The organism is Bythopirellula polymerisocia, assembly GCF_007860015.1.
Lineage (GTDB): Bacteria > Planctomycetota > Planctomycetia > Pirellulales > Lacipirellulaceae > Bythopirellula > Bythopirellula polymerisocia.
The window spans coordinates 773,476-786,550 of the sequence record NZ_SJPS01000003.1 but is presented as its reverse complement, the minus strand read 5'-3'; the positions used below and the strand labels follow the sequence as shown (position 1 = coordinate 786,550).

General features: G+C 50.9%; 9 protein-coding genes. 6 read left to right on the top strand and 3 right to left on the bottom strand.

Annotation, left to right across the window (positions count from 1 at the left end; all coding sequences use genetic code 11):
* Positions 1-22: 22 nt before the first annotated feature.
* Both Pla144_RS12675 and Pla144_RS12670 read right to left on the bottom strand, forming a co-directional pair.
* Positions 23-1,063 carry a DUF1559 family PulG-like putative transporter gene (locus Pla144_RS12675; protein WP_197530645.1) on the bottom strand — a complete coding sequence of 347 codons (1,041 nt, stop codon included), beginning with the start codon at positions 1,061-1,063 and terminating at the stop codon, positions 23-25.
* A 337-nt stretch (positions 1,064-1,400) separates the two neighbouring features.
* Positions 1,401-2,177, bottom strand: a complete 777-nt coding sequence (locus Pla144_RS12670; RefSeq protein ID WP_146451029.1) for a PEP-CTERM sorting domain-containing protein — start codon at positions 2,175-2,177, stop codon at positions 1,401-1,403.
* 431 nt (positions 2,178-2,608) lie between these two features.
* On the opposite strand from Pla144_RS12670, the gene Pla144_RS12665 reads away from it, so the two are divergent.
* From Pla144_RS12665 to Pla144_RS12650, 4 genes are all read left to right on the top strand, one after another.
* The gene (locus Pla144_RS12665; RefSeq protein ID WP_197530644.1) at positions 2,609-3,538 is read left to right on the top strand and encodes an NAD(P)-dependent oxidoreductase; all 930 of its coding nucleotides are present in this window, start codon (positions 2,609-2,611) and stop codon (positions 3,536-3,538) included.
* A gap of 74 nt (positions 3,539-3,612) precedes the next feature.
* Positions 3,613-4,893, top strand: a complete 1,281-nt coding sequence (locus tag Pla144_RS12660) for a Gfo/Idh/MocA family protein (protein ID WP_197530643.1) — start codon at positions 3,613-3,615, stop codon at positions 4,891-4,893.
* A 6-nt stretch (positions 4,894-4,899) separates the two neighbouring features.
* Entirely contained in the window at positions 4,900-5,874 is a 975-nt protein-coding gene (locus Pla144_RS12655) for a DUF6807 family protein (RefSeq protein WP_146451027.1), read from the top strand.
* 65 nt (positions 5,875-5,939) lie between these two features.
* Positions 5,940-7,658 (top strand): sodium:solute symporter family protein, encoded by a 1,719-nt coding sequence (locus Pla144_RS12650; protein WP_146451026.1) that lies wholly within the window; start codon positions 5,940-5,942, stop codon positions 7,656-7,658.
* 37 nt (positions 7,659-7,695) lie between these two features.
* Here the strand turns inward: Pla144_RS12650 and Pla144_RS12645 are convergent, their stop codons facing one another.
* Positions 7,696-8,259 (bottom strand): DJ-1/PfpI family protein, encoded by a 564-nt coding sequence (locus Pla144_RS12645; protein WP_146451025.1) that lies wholly within the window; start codon positions 8,257-8,259, stop codon positions 7,696-7,698.
* A gap of 255 nt (positions 8,260-8,514) precedes the next feature.
* On the opposite strand from Pla144_RS12645, the gene Pla144_RS24605 reads away from it, so the two are divergent.
* The gene (locus Pla144_RS24605) at positions 8,515-12,081 is read left to right on the top strand and encodes an alpha/beta hydrolase family protein (protein WP_197530642.1); all 3,567 of its coding nucleotides are present in this window, start codon (positions 8,515-8,517) and stop codon (positions 12,079-12,081) included.
* A complete protein-coding gene (locus Pla144_RS12635) occupies positions 12,056-13,015 on the top strand; it encodes a carbon-nitrogen hydrolase family protein (RefSeq protein ID WP_146451024.1) in 960 nt (319 codons plus the stop codon). Before Pla144_RS24605 ends, Pla144_RS12635 begins: the two co-directional genes overlap by 26 nt.
* The last annotated feature ends 60 nt before the right edge of the window (positions 13,016-13,075 follow it).

Sequence of the window (13,075 nt, the reverse complement as noted above, 5' to 3'; positions counted from 1 at the left end):
GGATAAATAAGCAAAACCACTATCAATATTGTGTTTCTGGAAAAGGTTCTCCCTTTCCATAGAGGTCCACAATCTTTCCGTCCGACTTATTGCATATCTGACCCAGCATATAGAGGTCGATGTCAACATTGACTGAACGGACGCTTCCATCACCAAAGACAAACTGGCAGATGCCTGGGTGCCAACTGCCAAAATTCTTATTCCATTCTGACATTGCTTGACCTCCCTCCGAGCCATCATTGGGACTGGCAATCGGAGCCAAGTGCCCTCCCTTGCGACCAATGCTGCTCCAGAAGTCGGGGTTGTAAATTGAGTTGTCCTTGGCTGCTATGTGTCCAAACCAACTTCCATTGGGTCCATCCGTGGGGACATGTTTTTCACCGACAAATACTGTATTAGAAAGTCCATCCGTGATCTGGGCAAATGTAACCTTGTATTCCAAGCTAATTTTGCTGAGATCGACATCATTGTTATCATTCTTGCTGGCTCCTTCAGCATCACCCCCGTGGCCTGAGAAGCGAAAAGGCCCTGTGGGTTCTTTCAAGGATCCATCACTTCTTTCGTAGGTATTGTCGTTGTCCGAGGCATCTGGAGAGGTATCACCCGTGTTACAAGCAAAATCAGCTAAGCCACCTGGGACGTTGGTACCGCCCGCGTTCCCTTCATCATTGTCCCCCGTAATGCTTACCTGGGGAGGTGCTCGCCGAGAGGGACAAAAATAGACTGACACCTGAGCCGTACGAGCCGCATCGGTCTGATGGTAATAAGTCTTTGTTCGATTCCAAGTTTGAGAGATGTTCCCCGCCTCTAAGAATGGCCACAACTCAGCCGCCCAAGTGATATAGTCGAACTGCCTCCGCGAGTTGGGTATCCGCTTGTAGGTATCGTGATGGTTTTGAATTGCCAACCCGATATTCTTCAAATGATTGGTGCACTGTGCCCGGCGGGCCGATTCACGGGCCGCCTGAATCGCTGGCAGCAGAAGGGCCACCAGGACCCCAATGATGGCAATTACCACTAACAACTCAACCAACGTAAATCCACGTTTTGTGTGTCTGGCCACGGCACAACCTCCCCGATTTAGTAGAGTGATAAGGCTCAATCGCGGGCCGAGAGAAGAATTGGTAAGCTTCCCCGAGACCCTCCTATGAACTGATAAGTGGGCATCTACGCCCCACTTATAAGTTAACCATTTGAAAGTTGCCAGTCAAGTTTTCGTAACGGCTATTGCGACGATTGCTTAAGAGACTACCAGCAGTTGCCGAAACTCCGAACCCCACTATTTCGCTATACGTTTTCGGCAACGCAACATTTGCCGAATGCGCAAACAAGAACACCTCGACTACATCGCGTAGCCGAGGTGTCTGTTAAGGTCTCGTTAATTTCGAAGGGACGTTCGCCTACCTCCGCCGGAGGCAAGCCAGGCCCATAGCCAACCCAAGCAGAGCGATGCTGGATGGTTCGGGGACTGCGTCAACCATGATGCCAGCGATCGAAGCGTTGACACCTGCAACACCTGAATTGAGCTGCAATTTAATTATGTCTCCAGCTGCAACTCCTTGATAGTAATAAGAGTAAACATCCGCAATTCCATTGAAGGTAAGATTGCGTAGATTGACACTTGCCCCACTTACGTCCTCGCGGGCACGGATTCGATCCTGAGAGTTGTACTGCCCATTCGTGTTATCTGCGACAACGTGCAACCAAAATGCAGGAGGGGGATTCCCCACAACACCGATATTCTTAATCGCATTATTGGAGTTGTTCGCTGCTTTGGGGTCAACTAACGCGCCAGAGAGGCCATTGAGACCATCCGGTAGCGTCAGAAAATTCCACGGGGTATTACCGCCTTCAGAAAACGCTTCAAATCCAGGGTCATCGCCGAATGAATAGTCTGGACTAAGAGGATCGAAGTCTACAGAAAGCCACGATGGCAAAGTATTAGCGGCGTCTTGGCCGACCGGACTATTCGTATTAGGAGTTGTCGCTCCAAAATTAAAGAATAGGTAGCCATCTTGTCCGATATTCAAGCCAGCAGCGCTGTAGTCCGTCTTGTCGATGTGCGTCGCCACAGCAGGATCTTGTGCCTGAAAATAAGAAATGCTCGTTGTTGCCCGAGCAACAGGGGCAACCAGCAGTCCTGCCGCAAAAAGTGCGAACCAAAATTTCTTCGTCATTAGTCATTCCTCCAGAGTTTCGAAAAGGGTTAGTCACAACACAGTAGCTTGCTTCAAATCAAGATTGGATTGAAGCCAGTAAAAATCACACAGTCGTTTCGATCTTTCCTAAAAGAGTTTGAAATTAGATAACATGGAAGAGTTTCAGTTGTCGATTGCCAATGCAACTTGAGTCACTCAGCTTCACTATGTTCTATGTTGTAGCGATTCTCTAGCGATTGCAAGTAAAAAATTTAGAAAACGCTCTCCGCCTTGGTTGATTCTGCATGAATCATATTTGCATATTAGGAAATGGCAGTTCGCGCTTGGCATTCTCAGACGTTCCAGGGAATCTTAAGGATTGGCTGCTGATCGAGCCGGTATTTTGCATTAGACTGAGAGACTGCTTTTGTCTGTTGCCTTTTCGTAGACGCCTACCCACAAGACCTATCATGACTCGAAACGCAGATTCACTTCGAATTGTCAATTCGCGCAATGGTTCCCCATTAGAGCCAGTCGGTGTGATCGGTCTAGGATTGCTCGGCACGGCTCTCTGCGAGCGGCTGCTAGCTGCTGGCTACCCGGTGTTTGTCTATAACCGTACCCAAGAGAAAGCGATTCCGCTGATCGAACTTGGAGCCCATTGGTCAGACAATCCATTTATTGAGTGTGATCGAGTGGTAGTCAGTCTGTATACCTCAGACATCGTCGATGCGGTGCTCGACAAACTGGAACCTGGGTTGCGAGCCGGACAGATAATTATTGACACCACCACCGGCGATCCAACTGAGACCTTGGCATTGGGCAAGCGACTGGCGAAAAGCGATGTCCACTACCTTGAATCTCCGATTGCCGCCTCGAGCGAACAAACCCGGCAAGGGGAAGCCTTGGCAATTGTTGCTGGGCCCGAAGAAGCCTACCATGCCTGCCGCGATCTCTTCGATTGTCTGGCTGGCAAGTCACACTTTGTGGGGCCGTGGGGTTCTGCTGCCAAAATGAAATTGGTCAATAACCTGGTATTAGGTCTCAATCGGGTGGCACTGGCCGAGGGCTTGCTCTTCGCAGAGGCTATCGGCGTACCCATGCAAAATGCGTTGGACGTGTTAAAAGATGGCAATGCCTATTCCATCGTCATGGACGTAAAAGGACAAAAGATGGTCGATAGCGATTTCTCGACCCAGGCCAAACTCTCGCAGCATACCAAGGATGTGCGGCTGATGTTGACTGAATCTGAACGCGCAGGAATCACGCTCCCTTTGTCGAATTTACATTTGCAGCTGCTGGAGCAAGCCGAGGCTCTCGGATTCGGTGATCGTGACAACTGTATCATCATCAAGGCGATCGAAGAGGCGGTTCGTCTGCAGGCAGAAATTACGAGTTGAGTGATTGCAGGTCGGAACGAGTCACATGAGTTCCGGCAAGCCGCCATCTTTTCCCAAATCTCGAAGGAGCAATCGTGCCAAATACTACTCGCAGGTCTTTTCTTAAAAAAATGGGCGTCGGCGCTGCCGTGGCCGGTTTGACTCCTCGACTTCAGGCAGCTGGGGCCAATGAACGAGTTAGGTGGGGACTCATCGGCTGTGGACAGCGTGGCCGTTGGTTTTTCGAGGGTGCTGACTATGTTTGCGATCCCGACAAGAGTCGGCTTGCAGTTGCCGCCGAAAAATCGGGTGTCGACGCGGCGCATGCCGTCACCGATCTGCGTCGCATCCTCGACGACCCGGCAATCGATGCAGTAGTGATTGCGACTCCCGATCATTGGCATGCCCCGGCAGCAATTCTGGCATGTGAGGCGGGTAAGCATGTCTATGTCGAGAAACCGTGCAGCCACAATTTCCGCGAGGCCCAATTGCTCCTGAAAGCAGCTCGAGAAAACAACGTCGTCGTGCAACACGGCACCCAGCAGCGGAGCACACCCTTTACGATCGAGGCCATCCAGAAACTACACGAAGGGGTGATCGGCGACGTCTTGGTTGCTAAGGCGTGGAATATCCAGCATCGTGATAACATTGGGTTCGCTGAGCCTACTCCGGTCCCTGCGGAGGTTGACTATGATATGTGGGTGGGTCCCGCCGAGATGATCCCCTTTCAAACGAACCGCTTCCACAGTGATTGGCATTGGTGGTATAACTTCGGCACGGGAGACATTGGAAACGATGGTGCCCACGATATAGACTATGCACGCTGGGGATTGGGTATCGATGCTTTGCCCTCGAAGGTTGTTGCCTTAGGAGGTAAATACTTTTACGACGACGCCCAACAGTTTCCCGACACAGCAACCTGTATCTTTGAGTACGCTGGCGAAGATGGCCGCACTCCTCGCCAGATTGTTTTCGAGATGCTTCTCTGGACGAAGAATTATCCACTCAATTGCGACAGTGGAGTCGAATATTTTGGAACTGCTGGGAAGATGTTCTTGAGCAAACGCGGCAAAATGCTTATTTATGATGAGCAAAACAAAGTAGTTGAAGAGAAACGAGGCGAAAAAGAACCTCCCTTGTTGCATTTCGAGAACTTTGTCGATGCTATTCGTTCAGGCCGCAAGCCGAGCGCCGATATCTTGGAAGGATTTCGCAGTGTAGCCCTGATCCACCTGGCAAACATTGCCTTGCGAACGGGCCACTCGTTGGATTTCGATTCGACAACTGAGCAGATTACCAATGACAATTCAGCCAACGGTTTGCTATCACGCCAGTATCGTGATGGAGGCCATTGGGCAAAACCTACGGGAGTATAATACACGATGTCCTTGAAACGTTTGTTGCCATTATTCTATGTTGCGTTTCTCGTTAGTTGCGGAATTCATGCGACTACTCAGGCTTCTGAGGGGAATGTTGAATTCGACACGAGCAAAGACGGCAAGGTAGTTGTCAAGATTGATGGTGAGCAAGTCGCTCAATACGTCTATCAAGACGATGATATCTCGCGGCCCTATTTTGCACATCTGCGAACCCCGGATTCGCCGCAGATTTCGCGCAATTATCCGCCTATCGAAGGCAAGGATCGGGCGGACCATGGCACCTTTCATCCGGGGTTGTGGATGTCGTTTGGCGACATTAGTGGAAACGATTACTGGCGACTCGCAGCGCCGGTTAAGCAAATAGCCATGAAAGCAGCTCCAGAGAAGAATTCATTCACGGTCAACAATCGCTATTTGGATCAAGATGATCCCAGCCAGGCGGTTTGCGATGAGGAGTGCACTTATACCGTAATCCCTCGGCCAGAGGGTTATTTACTACTCTGGGACAGTACATTTTCTTCTGACAAAGAATTTTATTTCGGCGATCAAGAAGAGATGGGTATCGGTTTTCGCGTAGCCACACCAATCCGTGTGGAGACGGAAGCGGCAGGGAATATACCGCCTGGAAACGGGAAAATGGTCGACTCCGAAGGCCACGTCAATGGTGACGAAATCTGGGGCAACACCGCCGATTGGTGCGACTACAGTGGCACGCTCGATGGACAGCAGGTCGGAATGACCTTGTTTTGTCATCCCGACAATTTCCGCCCCAGTTGGTTTCATGCCCGCGATTATGGACTCTTAGAGGCAAACCCGTTTGGCCGAGAGGCGTTTGGCAAAGGGGAGAAGAGCCAAGTGGATGTTAAGCCAGGAGAAAAGTTACGCCTGCGCTATGGTGTATTCGTCCACGCGTCGCCTGAAGGCGAGTCTCCTAACCTGGCCGAAGAATACGCCAACTATGTCGAGGTAGCGGATTAGCCAATTTGGTTGGTCTGGTATTGCGCCCGCTGTTCTCTTAGTGCACCCTCTTCTTAAGGAAATTCATGGTCGGATTGCATCCCCTCGATATTGCAGTTGTCATTGCCTACTTGATAGGGATTACGATCTTGGGTGTCTGGACTGCCCGCGGTATCAAGAACATGAATGATTATTTCATGCCACGCCATTTTGGTAAGGCAATGATGATCACAAATGCCTTTGGTACGGGCACGGCCTCGGACCAAGCAGTGATTGTTGCGGCAGCAACCTTTCGCAACGGGTTGTCCGGTATTTGGTGGCAATGGATCTGGCTGCCTGTAACCCCCTTCTATTGGTTGCTTGCTCCGATCATGAGAAGACTACGAGCGATTACTACTGCCGATGTGTATAAGCTTCGATACGATTCCAGCGTGGCATCCTTGTTTGCTGTGGTGGGTATCGTCGGTCTGTCCGTCAAAATCGGCTTGATGCTCAAAGGGGCTGGTGAGTTGATCGAAGCCTCTACTGCTGGGGGGCTGCAAGCCGAATTGGCGATACCTTTAATTACTGTTCTCTTTGTGCTTTATGGAATGGCCGGGGGGTTGTCAGCGGCCATTATGACAGATTTTTTCCAAGGCATTCTAACGATCATTTTTTCCTTCGCGTTGCTTCCCTTTGTTCTTCATGAAGTCGGAGGCATGTCAGGTGTCCGAGAAACCATCAATGACCCTGCACTATTGCAGTTGGTCAATCCAGGCGAAATCGGTGTGTTCTTCATCATCATGTTTTCCTTGCAGGCTCTAGCGGGAATCGTAGGCCAGCCTTTTATCATGGGCGTTTGTTCGGCAGGCAGGACCGAGATGGACGGCCGCGTTGGTTTCATGGTCGGAAATATCGTCAAGCGGTTTTGCACAATGGCATGGTGTATTACCTCCCTGGCAGCAATTGCATGGTACATCCAGCGCGGAGTCGATCTTGCTGACGTAAAGCCAGATCACGTCTATGGCGACGTGGCCAGGGCGTTCCTGCCCGCGATCATGCCCGGTTTGCTGGGAGTGTTCCTTGCTTCGCTGTTAGCATCAGTGATGAGTTCGTGTGATGCTTTTATGGTTTCTTCCTCCGCGCTGTTTACCAAGAACATTTACAAGCCTCTAGTTCCCGGCAAGTCAGATAAACATTATCTGACGGTCGGTAGGGGAACATCGCTTTTTGTCGTCGCGGGAGGGCTGTTTTTTGCCTACTGGGTTCCGAATGTCGTTAGTGCGTTAAATATCTGGTTTCGAATCGCTCCAATGGTTGGAATTGCCTTTTGGATCGGTTTATTCTGGCGACGGGCGACGGCGGCCGGAGCTTGGGCTACGACGATAGCCGGATTTGGAGTCTGGTGGCTCATGACGCAAGAAGCTGTTATTGGTTGGGCCAGCCGGTTGCCCATGGCAGACACGCTTCGCATGGTGGTGCAAACTGAGGGCAAGCCGCCGGCAATCTACGAGCCTTGGGTAATCTTGTGTTATACACTCGCCGCAGGCGTGGCATGCATTGTCGTCAGTTTGCTTACAAAGCCGGTCGACTCACAAAAGCTAGATACTTTCTACACCCTTACACGGACTCCCATCGTGCCGGGTGAAGTCATCGAAGAGCCGTGTACTCTGCCTCATAACGTGAAACCCGCAGATCGTCAGATGCTCTGTACCGCCTGGGGACTGGAGATTCCTATGCCCTCCAAGACTTCTGTCGCAGGTTTTCTTGCCGGTTGGTTGGCAGTTGCCGGGCTTGTTGTGAGCTTCCTGTGGATGGTCCATTAAACTGCAGATGCACCGGACTCGATAAAGAGAAGCATCTTCAAGTGCACTGATGAGTTCTCGAAGTGAGTTCCGTTACAAAGGCTTTCATCCAGCCAGAGCATTCTCGCTTGTACCGACAGCAGTAGAGATTGCCATCTACGACCAATGGCTCCGCGACATAAGTCGCACCAGAGAACTCGGCATCCAAACGACAGCGGGGAATCGTCGTTACTTGCCGCCCACGAATGACGTCGGCCGCCGCCAGGATTTCAATGCCATGGCAGATCGAAGCCACCGGCTTGGCATGTTCGAAGAAGTGCCGTGTGATTCCCAACAGCTCCTGGTCGTAGCGCAAGAATTCCGGCGCTCGGCCTCCGGGAAGCACCAGTGCGAGATATTCGCTTGGATCCACATCGCGAAACGCAATATCTGAGTTCAACTCATAACCGGGCGTTTCGATCGTAACATCCCAGCTCGGGTCGTGATGATGCTGCACGAGATGGTAGGTGCGCACTTCAGGAGCCGCCTTCACGACCTGAAAATCTTCACCCAGTCGGTAAAGCGGTACCATCGTATCGATCACTTCGGCACCATCACCAATGACTAACAAAACTTTTTCCATTGCGATCTCCTAAAATCTGCAAGATCCATCCTGATATAACTACTTGTCCTACCAAGAATGCATTGTAGATCTATTGTGCCCCATTACTGGTATGATCGCAAACAGAATTCGCTCCGTGATGCCCTGTTTGTGCCCAAGATCGTGAATCTTGATTCCTGAAATCGGCACATCGCATTTGTGCATTAGGAAATTTCACGTGCCGCAACTGACGATATCGCCATAATCTTGCAATCAATTCTTTGTAGGTTCACACTTATGGTACTACTCGCTGACGAAGCAAGCATTTATCCTGATTGGAAAGTCCACTCGATGGCCGCATCTTATCGTTACCTCTCAGTTCTTCTGATGGCACTAGGTACCACACTGATCGCCATTGGTTCACTGAGCAAAGCTGCTTTTGCCGTTGAGGAGAGCGCTCTTAAACTGGAGTTTTCCGTTGCACCCGCCTCAATCGGTCGCCAGTTGGTACGAACGTCGGTTCCCTTTCAAGCGGGTCATGTGTCGCCGTACACTGAACTTGTTGTGGACGATGGAGCGCAGAAGATACCCATTGCGATGAGGCCACTGGGCTTGCACATGGATACTTCTGGTCGAAAAACTGTGCGACAAGCGATGGTAACTTTTTCCTGCGAGTTCGAATCGCTTGCACCAATCGTATTTAGAATAGATGAGAACAAAGATTTGCAACTACCACGTTTAGATCCAGTAGTCCAAGTGAAGCTAAACGGACACGGTGGATGGGACATTGAATATTTGATTGGAAAGTCGTTCCATGCAGACCCCATTTGGCCAGATTCCGAACCCATCTCGGCCTGGGAGCATGAGATCGTCGAGCAGAACGCCTATTTCAATTGGCACCGTTGGAGACAACAGTGTGGCATTTGGCAACGAATCGTTGAATTTCGCTGGAACCACCTCGGGCAAGTCATAGCTGTCGCCCATCTCCAGCGTCAAGACGACAGTAATGACTGGGCTCCAAGATTTGGTTGGGAGATCTCTCCATTGGAGGACCCCGACGAGGTAAAAGAAGTTTCCCCCTCTGTCAGCAAAAACGATCGCTTGTGGAAACTGATCCATTCCTTTGCTGCCGGGGGTACGTTTGATACCTTGATTGATCCGGGGCGAATTCGCCTTACCCATCCGGCAGCTTCGTGCAAAGAGCGTGGCGCAGTTTTTAGCAGACGGTTGGATTCAGGTGCAGCCGCTTTTCAATACTTGCGTTCCACTCCGGGTGAGCGCGTGCCGATGCAGGAGTACGCTTGGCGACGAGCCGAATTCGTTCTTTCTCCAGTAGGAATTGCTCCTGCAAATTCTCTTTTAAGCTCTCCTCATCAAGTGTCGATCAATCCGCGCTACTGGGACGCGAACTACCACTCGGGGTCCCCTGTCAAAGTAAAAGGTTTGTCCATACTCACGCGGGCACTTGATTATCATCGCCAGGCGATCCTTTGTTCAGCCGCCCTTGGAAACGATTGGGGAAATGTAACCTCATTTACCGATGGTGCTAAGCGTGGGGACATGTTTGGCATGAATCGCTTGAACCATGCACCGGAAATATTCTTCGAGGCCATGCGGACTCAAGACCGCCAATTGACGAAGACTGCCCTAGCCTGGTGCGACAATTTTCACGATCTCTCGATCTGGTGGGGACCTGAAAAGTTCGGTGGCACAAGATACAACAATCTTCGAGCGGGTGACAATCCTACACCTGACGACGATACCACTTTCATGTGGCGAGGAGACGAATCCAATCACTTTTGCACGAAGGGCTACGATTCTTTTTTGCTGGCCTATGAACTGACCGGTGATCCCCGCATGCGCGAGGCACTCGACGCACAGTTGGCGTATGCCACCGCTGAGGTCCACACAAATAACGGTGAATGTCGCAATATTGGCGACGTGGCGGATTTCGTCAGGCTGTATGAATTAACGGGTGAGCAGCGATACTTGGAGCATGGCTTGCGCCTTTTTCGCGAGCTTCGCCCCCTTCTCTCGCAGAATTATCTGTTCGACCAAGGTGGCAAACCCCTCGAAGAAAACCCGCCGTATATCGACGAAGATGATCGTGGGCTCAAGATTGGGTTTTCAAAACCCTATATCATTGGCTATGGGTTGGCAGGGTGTCCGCGACTAGCGAAGCATTTTCCCGACGAACCCGGCCTGCAAGAAATGGTGCGAGCGATAGCCGACTTTTTAACCGAAAGCCAGGACCCCCTGGGAGGATGGAGATACCCACATCCTGCATCATCCAGAACAATATTGGGGCAGGCAATGGAACATGCCAATCAACTTGTCGAAACTTGTCAGCTACTTGGCCCTGAAGAAAAGTATCTTGACGCCATCGAGCGTGTTTTAAGGCAGCGTGTCTGGATCATGGAAGCAACTGGCACGATAGCAAACAATCTCGTGGGCTGGGAAACGGCTACCGGTTCCATTGGCAATCCCAAAGAGATTTACAATCTTTATCAATTTCCCGGTGATCGCGATTCGAAGCGTGACTATCGAGAAGGCGATCTGCGACTTGGGTCTGCCTCACCCGAAGCACTGGTCTACTTCCCCAAAGTCCTGAGATATTATCTGGCACATCGCTCTGTTGTTCGATTGCTTGAACCGCCCCGCGCGGAGACCCCCTTGGGTCAATTACTTGCTGCGAATACCAAGTTCGATTTCCAGGCAAATGATAAGGAAAGCCCCACTGAGACCCAGACAAAGGGAGTTCATGAACTACTGCCAGTCTTCTATCAGGACTTGAAAAGTTCTTTGGAGTTTCCCTCTGCTTGGGAAAATGCCACCAAGACTACCTTTGATGAATGGAAAACAAAAGCGAGACGCCGAGTTCGCGAGGCATTTCTTACCCCCCCGTCAGTTGTTGACTTTGATCCCAAGGTGCTCGATAGCCAGAAACAAGATGGTTACACGTCCCAAAAAATCGAATTCAACCTGAGCGGCGAAAGTCGTGTCCTCGCCTATTTGCTGATTCCTGACGGAAAAGGGCCTTTTCCCGCAGTGTTGCTGCTGCATGATCATGGTGCTGAATTCCGGATCGGCAAGGAAAAACTTGTTCACGCTTGGGATATTTCTGCTGAGAAGCAGCGTGTCGCTGAGCAGTGGGTTGAAAAATACTATGGCGGGCGATATCTGGGAGATGAACTCGCCAAGCAGGGTTATGTTTGCCTGGCCACTGATGCACTCAATTGGTCCGATCGGGGAGGTGGAGGATTTGAAGGGCAGCAAGCGCTCGCAAGTAACTTGATGCACATGGGCATGTCGCTAGCAGGCTTGATTGCGCACGAAGACTTACGCGCCGCTGAATTCCTCGCATCTCTGCCAGAGGTCGATTCAGCCAGAGTTGCTTCGCTCGGGCTCTCGATGGGTTCCTTTCGTGCCTGGCAGGTGGCGGCAATGTCGGACCATATCGCCGCTGGTGTTGCGATTTGCTGGATGGCAACCGTCAAAGGACTCATGCAGCCAGGCAACAATCAGACGAAGGGCCACTCTGCTTACACGATGTTGCATCCTGGATTGTTGAACCTGTTAGACTATCCGGATATCGCTAGCTTGGCCTGCCCCAAACCGATGCTGTTTTACAATGGCCGTCAAGACTCCCTGTTTCCAGTGCCAAGTGTCGAGGAAGCTTATAGGAAGCTACATTCCGTGTGGAGTTCGCAACGACATGAGGAACTTCTGGAGACTCGGCTGTGGGACGTGCCGCATGTTTTCAACGTGGAAATGCAAGACAAAGCCTTCCAATGGCTCGATCGACAATTCAAGTTTGTAAATCAAGAAAGGGACATTGATGCAAAGTCAGCAATACCAGATTAACTTGCTAGCCATGCAACTTGTGTTGTTTGGTTGCTCGTGGTCGCCTGGAATGGTCTGGGGGGAGGTAAGAACAGATGTTTCAAGCGTCGGTGAATCCGGTCAATTGAATGTAGCGACATGTCAGTTCCCAGTATCGAGCGATATCTCGGAAAACGCGACCTGGATCCGAAAACAACTGCGCGAGGCCGCTGAGCAAGACGCCCAAATTATCCATTTTTCCGAAACTGCACTCTCAGGCTACGCCGGCGTGGACCAACCGGACATGAGTGACTACGACTGGAATTTGCACGCCATCGAACTTAAATCCATTCTAGAATTGGCGAGGAAGCTTAAGGTGTGGGTCGTGTTGGGTAGCGTGCATCGCCTGAGCGAAGGTCACAAGCCGCATAATTCACTGTATGTAATTAACGACCAGGGCGAAGTGATTGACCGCTACGACAAGAGATTTTGTACGTCAGGTGATCTCCGCCACTTTTCACCTGGCGATCATTTTGTAACGTTCGAGGTTCGTGGCGTGCGTTGCGGACTACTCATTTGCTATGACATTCGGTTCCCTGAGCTCTATCGCGAATATAGCAAACGTGGTGTGCGATTGATGTTTCACTCTTTTCACAATGCTCGCCAGAAGCCCGATGCGATCCACCCGAAGATCATGCCACCTACTGCCCAGGCGCGCGCTGCAACGAATGGGATGTTCCTGTCTATGAACAATTCCTGTGTAAAGCACAGTTGGGCCAGCATGTTCATCACCCCCGATGGCTTGATTCGCGAACGCCTTGAGACAGATAAGCCCGGTGTCATGGTCAACAGCGTTGACGTTGAAAAGGAATACTACGACGCGAGCCAGCCTTACAGGTTGCAGAGCATTGAAGGCGTATGGAATAGCGGTGAAATAGTCGACGATGAACGTTCGAGTGATCGTCATTGCTATTGAGGTAGAACAGGAGAAGACAACAGATCACTTCATCGCATGATTACTCCTTTCCATTTGTCC